Annotated in this window: 17 protein-coding genes and 4 pseudogenes; 16 read left to right on the top strand and 5 right to left on the bottom strand. The window is 66.1% G+C overall.

Annotation, left to right across the window (positions count from 1 at the left end; genetic code table 11):
- The first annotated feature begins 92 nt into the window (after positions 1 to 92).
- The 8 genes and pseudogenes from OR16_RS34675 to OR16_RS46740 all read left to right on the top strand — a co-directional run bounded on the left by OR16_RS34675 (position 93) and on the right by OR16_RS46740 (position 7,261).
- Positions 93 to 1,192 (top strand): annotated as a pseudogene (locus tag OR16_RS34675) (ABC transporter ATP-binding protein).
- A 1-nt stretch (position 1,193) separates the two neighbouring features.
- Positions 1,194 to 2,078, top strand: a complete 885-nt coding sequence (locus tag OR16_RS34670) for an ABC transporter ATP-binding protein (protein ID WP_006163535.1) — start codon at positions 1,194 to 1,196, stop codon at positions 2,076 to 2,078.
- A 5-nt stretch (positions 2,079 to 2,083) separates the two neighbouring features.
- Complete coding sequence (locus tag OR16_RS34665) at positions 2,084 to 2,968, top strand: carbohydrate ABC transporter permease (RefSeq protein ID WP_043422271.1); 885 nt, start codon at positions 2,084 to 2,086, stop codon at positions 2,966 to 2,968.
- Positions 2,961 to 3,782, top strand: coding sequence for a carbohydrate ABC transporter permease (locus OR16_RS34660; protein ID WP_006163533.1), 822 nt, complete (start codon positions 2,961 to 2,963; stop codon positions 3,780 to 3,782). Before OR16_RS34665 ends, OR16_RS34660 begins: the two co-directional genes overlap by 8 nt.
- Before the next feature lie 12 nt (positions 3,783 to 3,794).
- Positions 3,795 to 4,103 carry a DUF2160 domain-containing protein gene (locus OR16_RS34655; protein ID WP_006163532.1) on the top strand — a complete coding sequence of 103 codons (309 nt, stop codon included), beginning with the start codon at positions 3,795 to 3,797 and terminating at the stop codon, positions 4,101 to 4,103.
- A gap of 136 nt (positions 4,104 to 4,239) precedes the next feature.
- Positions 4,240 to 5,880: an ABC transporter substrate-binding protein gene (locus OR16_RS34650; RefSeq protein WP_006163531.1), complete on the top strand. Its 1,641-nt coding sequence runs from the start codon at positions 4,240 to 4,242 to the stop codon at positions 5,878 to 5,880.
- A gap of 89 nt (positions 5,881 to 5,969) precedes the next feature.
- Positions 5,970 to 6,560 (top strand): hypothetical protein, encoded by a 591-nt coding sequence (locus OR16_RS34645; protein ID WP_043422267.1) that lies wholly within the window; start codon positions 5,970 to 5,972, stop codon positions 6,558 to 6,560.
- Between the two features lie 143 nt (positions 6,561 to 6,703).
- Positions 6,704 to 7,261 (top strand): TetR/AcrR family transcriptional regulator, encoded by a 558-nt coding sequence (locus OR16_RS46740; RefSeq protein ID WP_006163529.1) that lies wholly within the window; start codon positions 6,704 to 6,706, stop codon positions 7,259 to 7,261.
- Here OR16_RS46740 and OR16_RS34640 read toward each other — a convergent pair.
- Both OR16_RS34640 and OR16_RS34635 read right to left on the bottom strand, forming a co-directional pair.
- Positions 7,150 to 8,520, bottom strand: a pseudogene (locus OR16_RS34640) (APC family permease); the annotation flags it as partial. The gene OR16_RS46740 and the pseudogene OR16_RS34640 overlap by 112 nt on opposite strands.
- A gap of 127 nt (positions 8,521 to 8,647) precedes the next feature.
- On the bottom strand, positions 8,648 to 9,520 hold the full coding sequence (locus OR16_RS34635) for a LysR family transcriptional regulator (protein ID WP_006163527.1): 873 nt from the start codon (positions 9,518 to 9,520) through the stop codon (positions 8,648 to 8,650).
- Positions 9,521 to 9,671: 151 nt separating this feature from the next.
- Between OR16_RS34635 and OR16_RS34630 the strand changes: the two genes are divergently transcribed.
- Complete coding sequence (locus OR16_RS34630; RefSeq protein ID WP_006163526.1) at positions 9,672 to 10,277, top strand: cysteine hydrolase family protein; 606 nt, start codon at positions 9,672 to 9,674, stop codon at positions 10,275 to 10,277.
- A 57-nt stretch (positions 10,278 to 10,334) separates the two neighbouring features.
- On the opposite strand, the gene OR16_RS34625 is transcribed toward OR16_RS34630, so the two are convergent.
- The gene (locus OR16_RS34625; RefSeq protein ID WP_006163525.1) at positions 10,335 to 10,634 is read right to left on the bottom strand and encodes a hypothetical protein; all 300 of its coding nucleotides are present in this window, start codon (positions 10,632 to 10,634) and stop codon (positions 10,335 to 10,337) included.
- A gap of 449 nt (positions 10,635 to 11,083) precedes the next feature.
- Here OR16_RS34625 and waaC point away from each other — a divergent pair, with 449 nt between their 5' ends.
- The 4 genes from waaC (at position 11,084) to OR16_RS34605 (ending at position 15,477) form a co-directional block, all read left to right on the top strand.
- Entirely contained in the window at positions 11,084 to 12,082 is a 999-nt protein-coding gene (gene waaC / locus OR16_RS34620) for a lipopolysaccharide heptosyltransferase I (RefSeq protein ID WP_006163524.1), read from the top strand.
- 251 nt (positions 12,083 to 12,333) lie between these two features.
- Positions 12,334 to 12,942: a TetR/AcrR family transcriptional regulator gene (locus tag OR16_RS34615; protein ID WP_006163523.1), complete on the top strand. Its 609-nt coding sequence runs from the start codon at positions 12,334 to 12,336 to the stop codon at positions 12,940 to 12,942.
- An 84-nt stretch (positions 12,943 to 13,026) separates the two neighbouring features.
- The gene (locus tag OR16_RS34610) at positions 13,027 to 14,304 is read left to right on the top strand and encodes a YbfB/YjiJ family MFS transporter (RefSeq protein ID WP_006163522.1); all 1,278 of its coding nucleotides are present in this window, start codon (positions 13,027 to 13,029) and stop codon (positions 14,302 to 14,304) included.
- A 51-nt stretch (positions 14,305 to 14,355) separates the two neighbouring features.
- Entirely contained in the window at positions 14,356 to 15,477 is a 1,122-nt protein-coding gene (locus tag OR16_RS34605) for an NADH:flavin oxidoreductase/NADH oxidase (protein WP_006163521.1), read from the top strand.
- A 104-nt stretch (positions 15,478 to 15,581) separates the two neighbouring features.
- Here OR16_RS34605 and OR16_RS34600 read toward each other — a convergent pair.
- A pseudogene (locus tag OR16_RS34600) lies at positions 15,582 to 16,566 on the bottom strand (Bug family tripartite tricarboxylate transporter substrate binding protein).
- A gap of 84 nt (positions 16,567 to 16,650) precedes the next feature.
- Positions 16,651 to 17,748: a porin gene (locus OR16_RS34595; protein WP_006163519.1), complete on the bottom strand. Its 1,098-nt coding sequence runs from the start codon at positions 17,746 to 17,748 to the stop codon at positions 16,651 to 16,653.
- Positions 17,749 to 18,114: 366 nt separating this feature from the next.
- Between OR16_RS34595 and OR16_RS34590 the strand changes: the two genes are divergently transcribed.
- From OR16_RS34590 to OR16_RS47950, 3 genes and pseudogenes are all read left to right on the top strand, one after another.
- Positions 18,115 to 18,768, top strand: coding sequence for an alpha/beta fold hydrolase (locus tag OR16_RS34590; protein ID WP_006163518.1), 654 nt, complete (start codon positions 18,115 to 18,117; stop codon positions 18,766 to 18,768).
- Between the two features lie 126 nt (positions 18,769 to 18,894).
- Positions 18,895 to 19,200, top strand: coding sequence for a recombinase-like helix-turn-helix domain-containing protein (locus OR16_RS34585; RefSeq protein WP_006163517.1), 306 nt, complete (start codon positions 18,895 to 18,897; stop codon positions 19,198 to 19,200).
- A 111-nt stretch (positions 19,201 to 19,311) separates the two neighbouring features.
- Positions 19,312 to 19,430 (top strand): annotated as a pseudogene (locus OR16_RS47950) (3-phenylpropionate dioxygenase); the annotation flags it as partial.

The raw sequence follows: 19,430 nt of genomic DNA, 5'->3' as shown, positions 1-19,430 counted from the left end.
TTTTTGCTCTAAAACGAGCGGGAAGCAAAGATTTGTGCGTTTGCATCATCGCTTTCAATGTGATGCATGTGGCATTCGGAATCGGAGACTCGATGCAGCTCAGATTGGAAGGCATCGCCCAGCAAGCAGGTTCGCAGGCGTATCTATATCCCATGTCGCTGACGCCCGTGCCGGGCGCGGTGACCATCCTGCTAGGTGCCACCCAGGCCGGCAAGACCTCGCTGATGCGGGTCATGGCGGGGCTGGACCGGCCCAGTGCCGGCCGGGTCGAGGTAGACGGCATCGATGTGACCGGCATGCCGGTGCGAGAGCGCAACGTCTCGATGGTCTACCAGCAGTTCATCAACTACCCGTCGATGACCGTCTTCGACAATATTGCTTCGCCGCTCAAGCTGCGGCGTGCCGAGGATATCGATGGGCAGGTAAGGGCGCTGGCCACCCGCTTGCATATCGAGCACCTGCTCGAGCGCCTTCCCGCCGAGCTCTCCGCGGGCAGCAGCAGCGCGTGGCGCTGGCGCGCGCGCTGGCCAAGGGCGCGCCGCTGATGCTGCTTGACGAGCCGCTGGTCAACCTGGACTACAAGCTGCGCGAAGAACTGCGCGAGGAGCTGACCCAGCTCTTTGCGCATGGCAATGCCACCGTGATCTATGCCACCACGGAGCCGGGCGAGGCGCTGTTGCTGGGCGGTTATACCGCGGTGCTCGATGCCGGCGAGCTGTTGCAGTACGGGCCCACGCCGGAGGTCTTTCACTATCCCGCGTCGCTGCGCGTGGCGCGTGCCTTCAGCGATCCCCCCATGAACCTGATAGCCGGCAGCCTGCAGGCCGGCGCGGTCACGCTGCCCGGCGGCATCGTCGTGCCCTTGCCCGAGGCAGGCCGGCAAGGTGGCACGGTAACGGTTGGGGTGCGGGCCGGGGCATTGCGCCTGGACGCCGTGCCCGGCACTGTGCCGGTGGCAGGCCGGGTGGCGCTGGCGGAGCTGTCCGGGTCGGACACCTTCGTGCATATGGACTCGCCGGTCGGCAGCCTGGTGGCGCAGTTTCCGGGGGTGGTCGACCTGGAACTGGGTGCGCCGCTTACGCTGCACCTCGATCCCGCGCAGCTCTACCTGTTCGACGCCACCGGCATGCGCATCCATGCGCCCAGCCGGTCGCAGAGGGTCGCCCCCGCCACCGCCGAGCTGGGAGCCTGAGATGACACGCATCGACCTCGACCTGTCCCATTCGTACCGGCCCGATCCGCAATCGGACGAGGACTACGCGCTGCTGCCGCTGAAGTTCACGTTCAATGACGGCGGTGCCTACGCCTTGCTTGGACCCTCTCGCGTGGGCCGCGTGGCCGAGATGCTGGATCTGTCCGCGTCGCTGGACCGCCGCGCCAGCGGCCTGGCGGCCGACGCCAAGCAGAAGATCTCGCTCGGACGCGGGCTGGTGCGCCAAGACGTATCGGCCATCCTGTTCGACGAGCCGCTCACGGTGATCGATCCGCACCTGAAATGGCAGTTGCGCCGCAAGCTCAAGGAGATTCACCACGAATTCCAGCTGACGCTGATCTACGTCACGCATGACCAGACCGAGGCGCTCACCTTCGCCGACCAGGTGGTGGTGATGTCGCGCGGCAGGGCGGTGCAGGTGGGGCCGGCCGATGCGCTGTTCGAGCGGCCAGCGCATACCTTCGTTGGCAACTTCATCGGCTCGCCGGGCATGAATTTCCTGGCGGGGGCATGGCGCGATGGCGCCATCGAAGTTGCCGGGCGGCGCTATATGCCGGAGTTCGCGCCCACCGTCGCCACGGCTTTGCAGGCGGGCGGCAGCTTCAAGGTCGGCGTGCGCCCCGAGTACCTGCGCCTGGCCGCGAGCACCGATCCGCAGGCCGTGCCCGCGCGCGTGGAGCGCGCGCAGGACATTGGCACCTACTGGCTGGTCACCGCCACCGTGCAGGACACCAGCGGCCACGCTGCCACCGTGCGCGGCCGGCTCGGCAACGAGGGCGCGGCACTGCAGGCGGGCGAGACCGTGTGGTTGTCCGTGTTCAACCGTCATACCTGTTATTACGTCAACGAGGAGCTGGTGGCATGAGCACGCTGAAGCCCGTCAACCAGAAGGCCTGGCTGCTGGTCATCCCGGTGGTCCTGTGCGTGGCGTTCTCCGCCATCCTGCCGCTGATGACCATCGTCAATTACTCCGTGCAGGACATCATCTCGCCCGAGCGGCGCGTGTTCGTCGGCACCGAATGGTTCCGCACCGTGCTGCGCGACGGCGAGCTGCACGACGCGCTGCTGCGTCAGCTCGGCTTCTCGCTGGCGGTGCTGGCGGTGGAGATTCCGCTGGGCATCCTGCTGGCGCTGTCGATGCCGGCCAAGGGGGTGAAGGCGTCCGCGGTGCTGGTGGTGATCGCGCTGTCGCTGCTGATTCCATGGAACGTGGTGGGCACGATCTGGCAGATCTTCGGGCGCACTGACATCGGCTTGCTGGGCGCGGCGCTCGCCGGCATGGGCTTTGCCTACAATTACACCGGCAGCGCCGTGGACGCCTGGTTCACGGTGCTGGTGATGGACGTGTGGCACTGGACGCCGCTGGTGGCGCTACTGTGCTACGCCGGCCTGCGCGCAATCCCCGACGCCTACTACCAGGCCGCGCAGATCGACGGCGCCTCGCGCCTGGCGGTATTCCGCTACATCCAGCTGCCCAAGCTGCGCGGCGTGCTGATGATCGCGGTACTGCTGCGCTTCATGGACAGCTTCATGATCTACACCGAGCCGTTCGTGCTGACCGGCGGCGGACCCGGCAATGCCACCACGTTCCTGTCGCAATACCTCACGCAGAAGGCCGTGGGCCAGTTCGACCTGGGCCCGGCCGCGGCGTTCTCGATTGTCTACTTCCTGATCATCCTGCTCATGTGTTTCATCCTCTACAACTGGATGCAGCGCGCGGGCACCTCCGGCAGCGAGGACATGCCCAATGCGTGAAGCCAAACAAAGCGCCACCTATTGGCGCGCGGTGTTCCTGGTGGTGTACCTGGTCTTCGCCATCCTGCCGATCTACTGGATGTTGAACATGTCGTTCAAGTCCAACGAGGAGATCGTTTCCACGCTGTCGCTGTGGCCCAACGATTTCACGCTGGAGCACTACAAGACCATTTTCACCGATCCGTCCTGGTACTCGGGCTACATCAACTCGATGATCTACGTGGCGATGAACACGGTGATCTCCATCACGGTGGCGCTGCCCGCGGCCTATGCCTTCTCGCGCTACCGGTTCATCGGCGACAAGCACGTTTTCTTCTGGCTGCTGACCAACCGCATGACGCCACCGGCGGTGTTCCTGTTGCCGTTCTTCCAGCTCTACACCACCATCGGCCTGATGGACACGCACCTTGGCGTGGCGCTGGCGCACCTGGTGTTCAATGTGCCGCTGGCGGTGTGGATCCTGGAGGGCTTCATGTCGGGCGTGCCGCGCGAGATCGACGAGACCGCCTATGTCGATGGCTATTCCTTCCCGCGCTTCTTCATCACCATCTTCCTGCCGTTGATCAAGGCAGGCGTGGGCGTGGCCGCCTTCTTCTGCTTCATGTTCAGCTGGGTGGAGCTGTTGCTGGCGCGTACGCTGACCTCGGTCAACGCCAAGCCGATCGTTGCCACCATGACGCGCACGGTGTCGGCCTCCGGCATGGACTGGGGCGTGCTGGCCGCGGCCGGCGTGCTCACCATCGTGCCCGGCGGCATCGTGATCTGGTTCGTACGGCACTACATCGCGAAAGGCTTCGCGATGGGCCGCGTGTAAGGAGAGGATGCCATGTTCAACTGGATGGTATGGACCACCCCGGTGGCCGTGTTCTTCATCAGCATCGCGGTGATGCTGGTCGGTATGACGATGTGGGAGACGCGCGCCCCGACGATGGAGCGCAAGGGCTTCCTGCCCATCGCCACCACCCGCGGCGACCGCCTGTTCATCGGCCTGATGTGCGCGGCCTGGATCAACCTGGCGTGGGTGGGGCTAGGCGAGAAGATGATGGCTTGGTTCGCCCTGGCGGAGGAGCCTTCGATCTGGATCAGCCTGGTGCTCTCGATGCTTGCGCTGGGCCTGGTGATGCGCAAGGGCTGAGCCGCGGGCGGCTCGCGCACCTTGAGCCGGCAAGAATAAAGCGACGGATTTTTCGTCAATGGGCATAGCGGCCTGCACCTTCCCCGGACCGCGTCCCAGACAAAGAGCAGGGAGGGGGATTTTCGAGGAGACATTGATGAAGGTGCACGTGAAATTGGGCATGACGGCGCTGGCCTGCGCGGCCGCGCTCGCCTGTGGCCACGCCGCTTGGGCAGGCGAGGCCGAGGCCAAGAAGTGGGTCGACAGCGAGTTCCAGCCGTCGTCGCTCGCCAAGGACAAGCAGCTCGCTGAAATGAAGTGGTTCATGGATGCTGCCGCCAAGCTCAAGGCCAAGGGCGTGACGCAGATCAGCGTGGTCTCCGAGACCCTCACCACGCACGAATACGAATCCAAGACGCTGGCCAAGGCGTTTGAGGAAATCACAGGCATCAAGGTCAACCATGACATCATCCAGGAAGGCGATGTGGTGGAGAAGCTGCAGACCTCGATGCAGTCCGGCAAGTCGATCTACGACGGCTGGATCTCCGACTCCGACCTGGTCGGCACGCACTACCGCTACGGTGCCATCCTGCCGCTGTCCGACTACATGAGCGGCGCTGGCAAGGAGTGGACCAATCCCGGGCTGGACGTGAAGGATTTCATCGGCACGAAGTTCACGACCGCGCCGGATGGCAAGCTCTATCAGTTGCCCGACCAGCAGTTCGCCAACCTGTACTGGTTCCGTGCCGACTGGTTCGCGCGCAAGGACCTGCAGGACAAGTTCAAGGCCAAGTACGGCTATGACCTGGGCGTGCCCACCAACTGGTCGGCCTACGAAGACATCGCCAACTTCTTCTCCAACGACGTCAAGGAACTCGACGGCAAGAAGGTCTACGGCCACATGGACTACGGCAAGAAGGATCCGTCGCTCGGCTGGCGCTTTACCGACGCATGGCTGTCGATGGCCGGCGCCGCCGACAAGGGCCTGCCCAACGGCATGCCGGTCGACGAATGGGGCATCCGCGTCGGCGCTGACAAATGCACGCCGGAGGGCGCATCGGTTGCGCGCGGTGGCGCCACCAACAGTCCGGCCGCGGTCTATGCGCTCACCAAGTACATCGACTGGATGAAAAAGTACGCGCCGCCGCAAGCCATGGGCATGACCTTCTCGGAAGCCGGTCCGGTCCCGGCGCAAGGGCAGATCGCGCAGCAGGTGTTCTGGTACACCGCCTTTACCGCGGACATGACCAAGAAGGGCTTGCCGGTGGTCAATGCCGACGGCAGTCCCAAGTGGCGCATGGCGCCGTCGCCTTATGGCCCGTACTGGAAGCAGGGCATGCAGAACGGCTACCAGGACGTGGGCTCCTGGACCTTCTTCAAGAACACCGATCCCAACCGCCTCGCCGCGGCCTGGCTCTACGCGCAGTTCGTGACGTCCAAGACGGTCTCGCTGAAGAAGTCGCTCACCGGCCTGACCTTTATCCGCGACAGCGACATCCATCACGAATACCTCACCAAGAATGCGGCTCAGTATGGCGGCCTGATCGAGTTCTATCGCAGCCCGGCGCGGGTGGCGTGGACGCCCACGGGGACCAACGTGCCCGACTACCCCAAGCTGGCCCAGTTGTGGTGGAAGAACGTGGCGACCGCCGTGACCGGCGAGAAGACGCCGCAGGCCGCGATGGACAACCTGGCCGAAGAAATGGACCAGGTGATGGGGCGCTTGCAACGCGCCGGCATGACGAACTGCGCGCCTGGGGAATCCCCGTTTTTTTTGGCCAGCCAATCTATCTACTAGTAGATAACAGGACAAGAAGACGAAGGTTCCGAAGCGTACCGATTCGATTCCGCCCAAGCGCGGGTCCTCAAATGCACATGGAGAACATCATGACCTCGAACCTCTTCGCCAAGACGCTCATCACCGCCGCCGCCCTTGCCGCCGCCTTCGTGGCCGGCACCGCCCAGGCTTCGGGCCCCAAGGACAGCACCTTTGCCGGTGACAAGTACGGCTACGTGTTCCGCACCACGACCCCCGATGCATTCACCGATGGCGCCCGCAGCGGCAAGTTCGACCCGTTCACCGAAGGTGCGCGCGTTGGCAAGGCAGACCCGTACACGGACGGCGCCCGCATCGTGGCGGGCCTGGACCGCACCGGCGTCTCGGCCTCGCCGTCGCGGACCGTTGACCAGTTCACCGACGGCGCCCGTGCCGGCAAGTTCGACCCGTACACCGATGGCGCACGTATCGTCGCCGGCCTGGATCGTACCGGCGTGTCGGCCAGCCCGGCTCGCAGCGTGGACGCTTTCACCGATGGTGCCCGCGTAGGCAAGTTCGACCCGTACACCGACGGCGCTCGCATCGTCGCCGGCCTGGATCGCACTGGCGTGTCGGCCAGCCCGGCCCGCAGCGTGGATGCCTATACCGACGGCGCACGTACCGGCAAGTTCGATGTGTTCACCGAAGGCGCCAACGTCTGAGCTACGCGAGATGCTTGAACACGCCGTGAAACAATCATCAATCGGTAATCCAAAGAATGCGGTGATGCATGCAAGGAGCCAGTGACACCGGCTCTTTGCCATTGCCGGCGCCTCGAGGGTCTGCCGAAAGGCGGATGCATGCCATGACGATCCCGTCCGTACGCGATCAACTGCTGGAGCACACCCTGGTGCTGGTGCGGCAGCGGGGTTTCAATGGATTCAGCTACCGGGACCTAGCCGAGCGTGTAGGGGTGAAGACCTCCAGCATCCACTACCACTTCCCCGCCAAAGAGGACCTGGTGCAGGCGGCGGTGACGGAGTACAGCGCCCGCAGCTTGCAGCGCGTGCGCGACATCGACACCAAGCTGCCAGTGTCCGAGCAGGCTCGTGCCTTCCTGGCGCCCTGGCTGGCCACCGCGGGCGGCGACGCCATTTGCCTGGTGGGCATGCTGTCCACCGAGGCGGTGTTCCTGCCGGAACCGGTGCACCGCGTCCTCAAGGATTTCTACCGATTGAACGAGGCCTGGCTAACGCGCTTGCTCGAAGCCGCGCAGGCGGCGCAGCATAAGGCCTTGCCGATCCCGCCACAGGCGCTGGCGCAAGCGGTGTTTGGCGCGCTGCAAAGGAGCGGCACCGCGCCAACCGCGATGCCGCCCAGGGCCACCACGCGCGTGGCCAGGTCGAAGCTGGGGATGCTGTAGAGCCCCATGAACCACAGGAACGCCGCGCTGCAAGCGGGCCAAAGCACTAGCAGCAACAGCTTGCCGGGTGCGCGGGCGGCACCGCGCCGGCAGTGCCAGGCACAGGCGAAACCGGCCAGCCCGTAGTAGAACGCCACCTGGAAACCGATTGCATTGACCGAGTCCTGGATGATCTGGCCCACGCTGTTGACGTACGCGGACAGTGCCAGCAGCAGCAAGCCAAACGATGCGATCACCGCGGTGGCTACCCACGGCGTGCGCCAGGTGCGGTGCAGCTCGGCATAGCGCGGGTGCAGCAGGCCATCCCGGCCCTTGGCGTAAAGCGTGCGGGTGAACTGCAGGATCGAGGTTTCCAGTGTGCCCACGGTGCTGAGCATGACGGCCAGCACGGCCAGGTAATTCCACGGCCGCGGAAACAGCCGCGTGGCTAGCGCAAACACGATATTGGTGCCGGCGCTGCGGATTTCCTGGTCGCTCAGTACGGCCTGGCAGGCGATGACGAAGGTCATGAACAGTGCCAGCACAATGACCATCGCCGTCAATGCGCCGCGCCCGGGCGCATGCGCCGGGTCTCGCGTTTCCTCGGTCAGGTTCGCGGTGACATCCCAGCCCCAGAAGAAGAACAGCGCCACCAGCGCCCCATTGGCAAACAGCTGCGGCGTAAAGCCGGATGGCCAGAGCATGGCCGGCGACAGCGGGTGCGCAAGCGGGCGCGGTGCGCGCACCAGCGCAGCGAGCACGATCGCAGCGAGCACGCCGAGCTCGACCAGCGTCATTGCCACCTGGGTGTAGCTGGTCAGCTTGATTCCCTTGATCACGACGACGCTCACCGCCAACAGCCAGCCTGCGGCGACCAGCGTCACCACGGGCGGGCGCTCCGCCAGCACCGGATCGAACAGGAGCAGGGTGGCGGTCGCCGCCGGAATGGTGCCGGACACCATGAATACCGCCGACGCCACCAGCAGTGTCCAGCCCGCAAAGAAGCCAAGCACGGGATGGAAGATTTCGGAGGCCCAGGTGTAGCAGGCGCCAGCGCTGGGCTGCAACCGGTTCAGTTGCTGGTAGGACAGCGTCACGCCGAACATGATCAGGCCGCAATACAGCAGGCTGGCTGGCGCCAGGGCGCCCACCGTCGCGACCAGGGTGGCGGTGGTGGCCGCCAGGCTGAAGGCGGGCGCGGTGCCGGCCACGCCCATGACGACGGATTCGCCCAGCCCGAGCGCGCCCGCATCCAGCGTTGCCGGTGAATCCCGATCCATGGTGAAGCTCCCCGTGCCACCGGCGGCCAGTGGTGGCCTGCCGACTGCACCGTGCGCGAGCCCGTGGGGCGGGCATGCATCAGGCAACTATACTGCCTGCCTGCGCGTTTTCAACCGGTTCCGTGGCTCACGGGCATTGCCGCAACTCCCCAGCCAGCCAGTCGATCACCGGCCGGAACCGGGAGGCGCCGCGAAACTCCCGCGGATAAGCCAGCCAGATCTCCCGCACCACCTCGGGCACCTCGCGCACCAGGGCTAGCCGGGCGTCGTCCCGCGCCAGGTAGTGCGGCAGCAAGCCGATGCCCAGGCCATGGCGAATCGCCTCGCGCACCGCCAGCAGGTTGTTCGACTGGAACCCCGTGCGCGCCGCCAGCGCGTGCGTCCACTCGGATTCCGGCAGCGCCAGGCCTTCGTCCAGCAAGCCGCACATCGGCGCGGCGGCGAGATCCTGCTCGCGCCACGGGCCGGCGTCGGCCGGCCGCGCCGGCGCATACAGGCCAAAGCCCATGCTGCCCGCGCGCTGTGCGATGGCCTCGCTTTCCTGTGGCCGCGCAAGCCGCACCGCGATGTGGGCACGGCGCAGTGCCGGGTTGGGGGTGCGGTTATCCGTTTCCAGCCTGACCTCGAGCTGCGGGTGCGCGCGATAGAGCCCGAACATGCGTGGCGTCAGGAAGTGGCTGCCGAGCGCGGCGGTGCAGGCGATGCTGACCACACCGGAGACGCCGCTGCCGGCGTCTTCCACTTCGCGCAGCAAGCGCTGTGCCGAACTCTCCATCTGCTGCGCCGCGGCCAGTGCCGAGCGGCCGGCCGCCGAGAGCGCGAACGCGCCATCGGTGCGTGTTGCCACGGGCTTGCCGAGCGCTGTCTCCAGCCGCCGGATGCGGCGGATCGCGGTAGCGTGCGTGACCTCAAGCTCGCGGGCGCAGGCCGAGTAGTTACCGGTGCGGATCAGCGTGGACAGGGTCAGCAGGTCGTCCCAGTGGAGTGAACGTTTTTGCACAATGGATGTGAGCCAGTTGAGAATTGGCGAACAGCATAGCGCGGCTTATCATCGCTTGCATGGTAGTCGCCCTCGTGGCGCCCCAAGCCGTTTCCAACACCTGATGCACAAACACAAGCACAAACACAAACACAAAACAAAAGGAGCCAAGATGACCACACCCTTTACCCTGCTCGACCTCGCCGGCGCCAGCCGCGCCCCTGCCGCATGGGAGGCCGCCACGCTGGTGCTGATCGACCACCAGCGCGAGTATGTGGACGGCAAGCTCCCGCTGGTCGGCATGCCCGCCGCGAGCGCGGCCTGCGGCGAACTCCTCGCGCTGGCGCGCCGCCATGGCAGCCCGGTGGTGCATGTGGTGCATCACGGGCGGGCAGGCAGTGGCGGCGCCTTCGATCCCGATGGGCCCTATGCGGCCATCATCGAAGGGCTGGAGCCGCTTGGCGGCGAGCATACCGTGGTCAAGGGCCTGCCCAACAGCTTTGCCGGCACCACGCTGGCCGCCATGCTGGACAAGCTTGGGCGCAAGGAGCTGATCGTGGCGGGCTTCCAGACGCATATGTGCGTCAGCGCCACCGTGCGCTCGGCGCTCGATCACGGTTACCGCAGCACGGTGGTGGCATCGGCCTGCGCCACGCGCGACCTGCCTGACCCGCTGGGCGGGGCGCCGCTCGCGGCGGCGGATATCCACCGCTACACGCTGGGCGCGCTGCATGACCGCTTTGCCACGGTAGTCGCTGGCGCCGCCGCCTGGGCCTGAGTTGGGCTGAGTTGGCCTGGGCGGAGAGGCGGGCAGCGCGGGCGGGCGGTTGGCAGGCTAGTGGCTCGTCTTCTTCTTGTTCTTGGTATTGGTTGCGCCGGGCGCCGCCACGGGCGCCAAAGTCTTGATCATCCCGTTGCCCGGGTGGTCGGCGTGCGCGGCAGGACGCGGCATGGCGCCTTCCTCGGGCGCAGGCTCGCTCTGGTAGCCCGAAGCCGTGGATTCGAGATAACCGGCGGGGAAGTGCTGCTCCGGCGTGACGGACGAGGCGGCCTGGGCTGGCGTGGCGCCAATCAGGATGACCGCCGCGAGGCTGGAGAGTGCCAGCGGCGGCGCATAACGCAAGTGTGGGTGCATGGAAGCCTCCTGATCCTGTTTGGGGTGAAAAGGTAAAGCGGACCTCGCCCCTGCGGGGACTGGTAGCGTCATCGGAGGGGGCGATTGCCAGGGGGAAAACGCCTATCGCCATCCGGTACACGCTAAGTGGCCATGGGGCGGCAAAGCGCAAGCGCTGATGTGGAGTCCGGCCTAGGGCGAGCGTGGGTGGCTGGCAAGCCACGTTGCGGCACGCCGGCAGGGGGAGCTTGCGTGGCGGATCCTTCGATCCGTATGGCCCAGACTGGTGTACACGCCAGGGAAAGTCAAAGGAAAATGCGGCATGTCGCTGGCTGGTGCCGGGTGCCGCGCGAACCCCATGCCAGGTTGCCGCGGGGCCGGCAAATTGGTGCGCCGCCCATGGGGCTGGTGCATACTACGGCCTCGCCGCCAGCCGGCGATCTCCATTCGCAACCCGATTTTCCATTTCCATGAAACGCATTCTCCTCATCAAGATCACCTCGCTGGGCGATATGGTGCACACGTTGCCGTTGGTGTCCGACCTGCGCCGCGCCTATCCCGAGGCGAAGATCGACTGGGTGGCCGATGCGTCGTGTGCCGATATTCCCCGTTGGGCCGTGGGCGTGGACCGCGTGATCGCGCCGCCGCTGCGCGGTTTCAAGAAATCCCGTAGCTGGGCCGACCTGCGTGCCATCATCGGCGCGCTGTGGTCCCTGCGCCGCGAGAAATACGATGTGGTGGTGGACGTGCACGGCGTGTACAAGAGCGCCATCGTGGCCTGGCTGGCGCGTTCCAGCCGCCGCCTGGGCTACGCCGCCGAGTACCTCGGCGAGGCGCGTGCCGTGTTCGCCTATACGCAGATCTTCGGCCCGCATGGCGACGCTACCGCGCGCCACAAGATGCGCATGGTGGTGGCCAACGGGCTCGGCTATCCGCTGGATCCCGTGGAGCATTACGCGCTGCGCGTGCCCGCGCCCGCCACGCCGCTCAACGCCGACGGCGTGCCGCGGGCGATGTTGTTCCATGCGACCTCAGTCGAGGCCAAGAAGTGGCCCGCGCAGCGCTGGATCTCGGTTGGCAGGACGCTCGCCGAGCGCGGCTACAAGATCCAGCTGCCCTGGGGCTCGCCCGCGGAGCGCGAGCAATCCGAAGCCCTGGCAGCCGAGATTCCGGGTGCCGAGGTTTTGCCGCGCATGACCATTACCGAATGCGCGCAACGAGTGGATGCCGCCGCGCTCGTGGTTGGCACCGATACCGGCTTCGTGCATCTGGCGGACGCGCTGGGCAAGCCGTCGGTGATGCTGTTTACGGTCACCGACAGCCAGCACTTTGGCATCAACACGCCTGGGCAGTCCGTCTCCGTTGGCGCGCGCGGCGTGGTGCCCGAGATCGCCGACGTGCTCGCCGCGATTGACCAGGTCACCGGCGGCCAGTCCAGGCCGCAACTGGCGGCCGCCAGCCTGGGCTGAGCGTCGCTCGCCCCGCTGCAACGGCGGGGCGTCTTGTCCACTTGCGCGGCACCGGCAGCTCCCGGTGCCCGCTCCCCCCTCGTTCGTCACGGCATGCAGGCTGTCCATGCGGGCAGTCATCTGCGTTGCCCCACGCTTGCCCGCTTTTTACCTTGCGTTCTATATCGACCGATATATAATCTGTTCTGTATCGTGTGATACAGAACATTTCCACCCCGATCAAAAGCCGAGTCAGGCAAGCCGGAGCGACCATGGCACGACCACGTGAATTCAACGAGCAGCAGGTGCTGGAGGCCGCGGGAGACGCATTCTGGGCAAACGGCTTCGAGGCCACGTCCACGCGGGATCTGGTGAAATGCACGGGCTTGACGCAGCCCAGCCTGTACAACGCCTTCGGCGACAAGCGCGGCCTGTTCCTGCGCGCGCTGGAGCATTACCTGGACCGCACCTTGCGCGAGCGCATCAGCCGGTTGGAGTCCTCGCAATCGCCGGGGCGCGCCATTGCGGCCTTCTTTGGCGAGATTGTTGATCGGTCAATCGGGGACGTGCTGCACCGCGGCTGCATGTTGGTCAATGCCGCCGTGGAGTCCACCCCTGGCGACGAAGCCTGCCGAAAAGGCATTGCCGACGAAATCACCCAGATCCAGGACTTTTTCCAGCGCTGCATGGACGCGGGGCAGGCGAGCGGCGAGATTCCCGCGGCAATGCCGGCAGCGGACGCGGCCGCACATCTGCTCGCGGTGCTGCTCGGCGTGCGCGTGCTCGCCCGGGTCAGGCCGGAACGCGCGCTGCTGACAGCGGCCGTCGCGTCGGCGCTGAGCTTGCTTGGCCTGCCACCGCTACCCGCCCGGCAGACCTGAGCGCACGGCAGCGCGACGAATCGCCCAACGAACACCGAAGCAATCATCGCAGCGCGTCACGTACTGAACGCGCAGGAATGGATCATGCCCGAGCACACAGCAACCCTCCCTAGTCCCACGGCATCGACACTCGATGCCCGCGCGCTGTTCGCCACCCTGGCCGGGTTGTGCGCAAGCCTCGTGGCTATCGGCCTGGCGCGCTTCGCCTACACGCCATTGATCCCGCCGCTGATCCAGGCACACTGGTTCACGTCGTCGCAAGCGGTGACGCTGGGCGCGGCGAATTTCGCCGGCTACCTGGCCGGCGCACTGCTGGGCCGTCCGCTCGCCACGGCACTGTCGAACCGTAACGCGCTGCGCTTGCTGATGGTGATCGCCACCGCTGCGTTCTTCGCTTGCGCGTATCCGCTGTCGGTAAGCTGGTTCTTTGTGTGGCGCTTTGCTTCCGGCGTATCGGGTGGCGCCATCATGGTGCTGGTGGCAACCACGATCCTGCCGCATATCCCGGCCGCCCGCCGCGGCTTCGCCGGCGGCATGATCTTCCTGGGGCTCGGGCTTGGCATCGCGGCCTCGGGCACCCTCATTCCAGAGTTGCTGCGGCTGGGTTTGAAGGACACCTGGATCGGCCTCGGCCTGTTCGCGGCCATCCTCACCGCCGTGAGCTGGTTCGGCTGGCCGGGCGCAGCGCCGGCAGCACCGGTTGTGCCGGCGCCCGGCCAGAGCGCGAGGAAGGCGCAGCGCGAGAACACCGCCATGCGCGTGTTGTACGGCCAGTACGCCGCGAATGCGTTGGGGCTTGTGCCCGCGATGGTGCTGCTGGTCGACTATGTGGCGCGCGGCCTCGGCCGGGGCGCGGAGATCGGCGCAGGCTACTGGGTCCTGTATGGTGTCGCGGCTATCGCAGGCCCGCTCGTGTGCGGCAATGTGGCCGACCGTATCGGCTTTGGCCCAGCCTATCGCCTGGCGCTGCTGCTGCAGGCCATTGCCGTGGGTACGCTCGCGTTGTCGGGCAACCCGATCCTGGTTGGCGCCGCTACCGTGGTCCTGGGGCTCTTCACGCCCGGCATCGTGCCGCTTGTGCTTGGGCGCATCCACGAAATGGTGCCGCACGACCATGCCGAGCAGCGTGCCGCGTGGAGCCGCGCTACCACGGCTTTCGCGCTGTTCCAGGCGCTTGGCGGCTACGGCTACTCGTACCTGTTCACGCTGTCCCACAACAACTACGCGCTGATCTTCCTGTGCGGCGCCACGGCGCTAGGCCTGGCGCTGGTCGCCGATCTCGTCGCCCGGCGCGCGCCGCTCGCGGCAGCAGCGCGCAGAAACGGCGTGACGACGCAAGAAAATACAGGCGTTCTAGAATGACAAGCCATGCCTGCCGCGAGCCGGCGCCACAGACAGCAAGGAGTCTCTCCCATGAGCGAAAGTCAGTTGTTCCAACCCTTCTCGATTGGCCAGCTACGGCTGGAAAACCGCATCGTGATCGCGCCTATGTGCCAGTACTCGGCCGAGGAAGGCTGCGCGGCTGACTGGCACATGATCCACCTCGGCCAGCTCGCGCTGTCGGGCGCCGCGATGCTGATCATCGAGGCGTCGGCCGTATCGCCGGAAGGGCGCATCACGCCCGGGGATCTCGGCCTGTATTCGGATGCGAACGAGGCGGCGCTCGGCAAGGTGATCAAGGCTGCCAGGGCGCACGCGCCGATTGCGCTGGCGATACAGCTGGCGCATGCCGGGCGCAAGGCATCGAGCCGCGCCCCGTGGGAGGGCGGCAGCCAGATCCGGCCGGACCAGCCGCTGGGCTGGAAGACATTGGCGCCATCGGCCGTGCCGCATGCCGAGGGCGAGGATGCGCCGCTGGCGCTGGACCGCGCGGGCATGGACAAGGTGCGGGACGATTTCGTGGCCGCGGCCGTGCGCGCGGCGCGCCTCGGGCTCGATGGCATCGAGCTCCACCTGGCGCATGGCTACCTGTTGCATCAGTTCCTGTCGCCGCTGGCAAACAAGCGCGAGGACGAATACGGCGGCAGCCTGGAGAACCGCATGCGGTTCCCGATCGAGGTGTTCGACGCCGTGCGTGCGGCATTTCCCGCGGATAAGCCGGTCTGGGCCCGCATTTCGGCCACCGACTGGGTGCCCGGCGGATGGGATATCGAAGGCACGATCGCGTTGTCCAAGGCGCTCAAGGCACGTGGCTGCGCGGCTATCCACGTGACCACCGGCGGCGTCTCGCCGGCGCAAGCGATCAAACTCGGGCCCGGCTACCAGGTGCCTTACGCGCAGCGGGTCAAGGCGGAGGTGGGCTTGCCGACCATCGCCGTCGGGCTCATCACCGAGCCGGAGCAGGCGCAAGCCATCATCGCCAATGGCGAAGCCGATGCGGTGTCGCTGGCGCGCGCCATGCTCTACGATCCGCGCTGGCCGTGGCATGCGGCGGCCAAGCTTGGCGCGCAGGTGCATGCGCCCAAGCAGTACTGGCGCTCGCAGCCGCGCGAGTACAAAGACCTGTTTATCGATGCCAGTTTCGGGCAGCGCTAGGCTGCGTCGGAAAGCAAACGGCGTCCGGTTCCCGCGCGGGAAACCGGACGCCGCCGGGTGGCGCAGCCTCAACCAGTCAGTCAGCCAGCCAACCTCTCAATCCGTCAATCGGCCTGGATGCCGAACTCCTTGACGATCCTGGCGTAGCGCGTCGAGTCCGATGCAATCAGCTTGCCCAGCGTAGCGGGCTCGCCGCCAACGGGCGTGATGGCGATGGTTGCCATGCGCGCCACCTACGTCCGGCATTTTCAGGATGTCGTTGACGTGCGTATTCAGCGTCTTCACCAGCTCCGGCGGCAGTCCCTTGGGTGCCATCAGCGCTTGCCAGGCGCCCACCTCCACATCCTTGTAGCCCAGCTCCGCGAGCGTTGGCACGTTCGGCGCGAACGGCGAGCGCTTCATGTCCGCCACGGCCAGCGGCACGATCGCCCCCGTCGCGACGTACTGCGTCACCGCGCCCAGCGTGGAGTACGTCATCGGCACTTGCCCGCCGAGCACGTCGACCACCGCCGGCGCGGAGCCGCGATACGGCACCTGCGCGATGTTTACGCCTGCCGCCTTGTTGAACATCTCGCCAAGGATGTGCATGGGCGATCCATTGCCGGGCGTGGCGTAGGTCTGCACCGTACCGGCCTTGGCGCGCGTGACCAGCTCGGGCAGTTTCGTGATGCCGGTGCCTTTGTTGACGACCACGAACAGCGACTGCACGCCAAGCTGGGCAATCGGCGTGAAATCGTTGCGCACGTCGTAGCTGGCGCCCGTGCCGTTCTTGAGCACCAGCGGTGCAATTGCCACCGTGTTGGGCGCGACCAGCAAGGTGTAGCCATCGGGCGCGGACTTGGCCACGTACGCGCTGCCGATCGTGCCGGCCGCGCCGGTGCGGTTCTCGACCACCACCGACTGGCGCAGGCGCGCGGAGAGTTTTTCCGCGAGCAGGCGGGCCAGCACGTCGGTGTCGCCGCCAGCCGGATAGGCAACGACGAGCGTGATGGGTTTGGTGGGGTAGGCCTGCGCCCAGGCGCCGCCACCTGCCATCATGGCAGTCGTGGTGGCGATGGCGGCAAACAAAATGCGAGTTGCGAGCTTCATGGGGAAACGCCTCTGGATTGACTTCGTGCTGGCATGCAGCGCGCACCGCATGCCAGCCGGTGCCGCGCGGCGACGCGCCGGCGCTTAGAACGTGTGCTTGATGCCGATCATCGTGCCCAGCTGGTTGCCGCCGGGCCTCGGGTTGGAGCCCGTCTGGGCGCCGCTGACCGAGAGGGCGAGCTGGCCACCGTTGTCGATGAAGCCGGCCGTGGCGTACACGGAGGTGCGCTTGGAGAAGGCGTAGGTACCACGCAGCGCGTACAGCATCGCCTTGTTGTCGCTGTTGTGATACTTCAGGTAATAGACCTGGCCGGCCAATGTGAACGCGGGCGTGATGTCATACGCCAGGCCCGCGTACCAAAGCTCGCTGCGCGGCGTCGGGCTGCCGTCATTGTCGCGGCGGATCACGCCCAGGCCCATCTTGGTCTTGGATAGCAGCACGTAGCCGTTGAGCGAGAGACGGTTGTCCGACAGGCTGCTCTTGGTCAGGCCGCCAAACGCGCCAGGCCCGCCCCGCAGCGAGTCATAGGCTGCGGCCACGCCCCACCACTTGTTGTCGTACTGGAGCAAGGCCGACCATTCGCGGCATTGCTTGCTGTCGGCCGCATTCTCGCCCGCGCAGTTGGCGCCGGCAGGGCTCGGGCCGGCGTTCACCGTATCGCGGCCAAAGCTGTAGGTGGCACCCATCGTAAAGCCGCCAAACGTGCCCTTGTAGGAAACGGCGTTGTCGGCGCGCGCGTTCGGCAGATAGCTGTCGAGCGAGCCTGACCCGTACACGTTGGGGCCGAGGATGTCCGGGTCCAGCGTGGCCCAGAACAGCATGGTGTACTGGCGGCCCAGGGCGACCTGGCCCCAGGGGCCGGAGAGCCCCACCAATGCCTGCCGGCCGAACAGGCGCGCGCCCTGGTTAGAGGTGCCGGCATCGGGGGCGAATCCGGATTCGAGCACAAACAGGCTCTTGAGCCCGCCACCGAGGTCTTCCGTGCCACGGATGCCCCAGCGCGACGGCACCGTGCCCGTCAGGGTGTTCATGCGGGCCACGTTGTCCTTCGCCGCGCCAACATTGTTCACATATTCGATGCCCGTATCGACGACGCCATACAGCGTCACCGCCGATTGGGCCGAGGCCAGCATGGGTACCGCTGCTGCAAGGGCAGCCAGTGCAATCCGTCCAAGTTTCATGGTTCGTTTCCTCTTCCTTTTCCTTTTTCGCCGTGCCACTTAAGTGGTGTGACAGCGCTTTGCCGGGCCATCTTCGAGTCAGGTCTGTGCGCGCCTGTTGTTGCACTTTCTGACTTTTTGTTTTATAGGTAAAACATCAGATTACATAAGAAACAACAAACAAAATATAGCCGGTCATTTCGGGAAACACATGGGTGGGAAATCCCTAGTGATGTGGCGAAGCGACGAGTGACCTGCACCAGGATGGCGCGCTTGCGCACCTTGCTGCGCAAGAGCAAGGGGGCGGGCGCGTAGCGTCCATGCCGGGGAGCCGCGCCAGCGTTGGTCCAGGTTGCTTACCGGTGCGGCGGCAGCCGTGGGCCTGTCGTGGTGCTGCTGCACGGCATCAGTTCCGGCGCGGCCTCCTGGCTGCCGTGCGCAAGCCTGCTGGCGGCCGACGCCCGCGTGATCGCGTGGGACGCACCCGGCTATGGCAACTCGCAAGCCCTGCCCATGGCGGCGCCCAAGGCTGCCGACTATGCGCAGCGCTTGCAGGACCTGTTGCGCGCCCTGGAGGTACGGCCCGATGTGATCGTGGGGCACTCGCTCGGCGCGCTGATGGCCGCGGCCTATGTGGCCGAGGCGGCCCCGGCGCAGTTGCCCGCGCAATTGCTGCTGCTCAGCCCGGCGCAGGGATACGGTGGCCCTGGCAAGGAGGACAAGGCACGGGAGGTGGCGCGCCAACGGCTCGATGCGCTCGCGGCCGTGGGCGTGGAAGGCCTGGCCGAGCGGGGGGCTGCTCGCCTGTTGAGCGCCGCGGCCAGCGCCGACGCGCAGGCATGGGTGCGCTGGAACATGCGCCGCCTGGATCCGGACGGTTACCGGCAGGCGGTGGCGATGTTGTGCGGCGATGCCATTGACGACTACCTCGGGCGCAGTGGGGAGGGCGTCAGTGTGCGGGTCGGCTGCGGCGCAATGGACATCGTGACGCCCCCGTCCGGGTGCGCGGCGCTGGCCGAACGTCGCCGATCCAACGGGTAAACCCCAGTCAATTTTTAAAGTTTCGTTGTCTATAGTGGTGTCTGTGTTCAATATTTAAATCAGCGTTTTATTAGTGAAACAAAACGCTGGGTTGGCCGGTTGGTAATAAGGGAAAGGAGCAGCGCAATGGAAGACCTCGCATACAACCCGAATCTGGCGCCCTGGGAGCGTCCGGCTCCGAACAATGTCGCCGGCAAGGGCCACATCGAGCAGCCCGGCAAGGTGGCCAACATCGTGTGGCAGACCCGCGCCGCGGTGCCCACCGCCTATGAAGACGCGCTGGGCGATGCGCTGGAGGCCGCCTTCGAAGCTGGCGCGAAAAGCCCCGAAGACATCGTGCGCGCGTTCAACCAGGCTGGCTTGCTGGGCGCGGATGGCCAAGCCTGGACGGAAGCGCGCTTCCTCGCGGAAATGCGCCGCCTGGGCGCCTGAAGCTGACTGGCAACGAACGAACAACAACGCGGTTGCGTCGCGACGGGCAGCGAAACCAAACGCTTCCCCTGGAAACAGCGATCCGATCCGGTACCCGCAAGAGAGCAAACAATGGAATCGAACAAGCAAGCGCGTGCTGAGGCGCGCCTGAACACCGGACTGCATAACTACTGGTATCCGGTATCGGCAGCGTGGGCGGTCACGCATGCACCGATCGGCATTACCCGCCT

Source organism: Cupriavidus basilensis OR16 (assembly GCF_000243095.1).
In the GTDB taxonomy this organism is placed as follows: domain Bacteria; phylum Pseudomonadota; class Gammaproteobacteria; order Burkholderiales; family Burkholderiaceae; genus Cupriavidus; species Cupriavidus basilensis_D.
The sequence above is the reverse complement of the archived record's forward strand: the minus strand, read 5'-3'. Positions and strand labels throughout refer to the sequence as shown.

What these genes read in the sequence shown, in the direction of transcription:
- OR16_RS34625 (WP_006163525.1), bottom strand. Translation starts at nt 10,634, where the DNA reads ATGCACCCACACTTGCGTTATGCGCCGCCGCTGGCACTCTCCAGCCTC.
- OR16_RS34650 (WP_006163531.1), top strand. Translation starts at nt 4,240, where the DNA reads ATGAAGGTGCACGTGAAATTGGGCATGACGGCGCTGGCCTGCGCGGCC.
- waaC (WP_006163524.1), top strand. Translation starts at nt 11,084, where the DNA reads ATGAAACGCATTCTCCTCATCAAGATCACCTCGCTGGGCGATATGGTG.
- OR16_RS34610 (WP_006163522.1), top strand. Translation starts at nt 13,027, where the DNA reads ATGCCCGAGCACACAGCAACCCTCCCTAGTCCCACGGCATCGACACTC.
- OR16_RS34655 (WP_006163532.1), top strand. Translation starts at nt 3,795, where the DNA reads ATGTTCAACTGGATGGTATGGACCACCCCGGTGGCCGTGTTCTTCATC.
- OR16_RS34630 (WP_006163526.1), top strand. Translation starts at nt 9,672, where the DNA reads ATGACCACACCCTTTACCCTGCTCGACCTCGCCGGCGCCAGCCGCGCC.
- OR16_RS46740 (WP_006163529.1), top strand. Translation starts at nt 6,704, where the DNA reads ATGACGATCCCGTCCGTACGCGATCAACTGCTGGAGCACACCCTGGTG.
- OR16_RS34585 (WP_006163517.1), top strand. Translation starts at nt 18,895, where the DNA reads ATGGAAGACCTCGCATACAACCCGAATCTGGCGCCCTGGGAGCGTCCG.
- OR16_RS34605 (WP_006163521.1), top strand. Translation starts at nt 14,356, where the DNA reads ATGAGCGAAAGTCAGTTGTTCCAACCCTTCTCGATTGGCCAGCTACGG.
- OR16_RS34660 (WP_006163533.1), top strand. Translation starts at nt 2,961, where the DNA reads ATGCGTGAAGCCAAACAAAGCGCCACCTATTGGCGCGCGGTGTTCCTG.
- OR16_RS34595 (WP_006163519.1), bottom strand. Translation starts at nt 17,748, where the DNA reads ATGAAACTTGGACGGATTGCACTGGCTGCCCTTGCAGCAGCGGTACCC.
- OR16_RS34670 (WP_006163535.1), top strand. Translation starts at nt 1,194, where the DNA reads ATGACACGCATCGACCTCGACCTGTCCCATTCGTACCGGCCCGATCCG.
- OR16_RS34645 (WP_043422267.1), top strand. Translation starts at nt 5,970, where the DNA reads ATGACCTCGAACCTCTTCGCCAAGACGCTCATCACCGCCGCCGCCCTT.
- OR16_RS34615 (WP_006163523.1), top strand. Translation starts at nt 12,334, where the DNA reads ATGGCACGACCACGTGAATTCAACGAGCAGCAGGTGCTGGAGGCCGCG.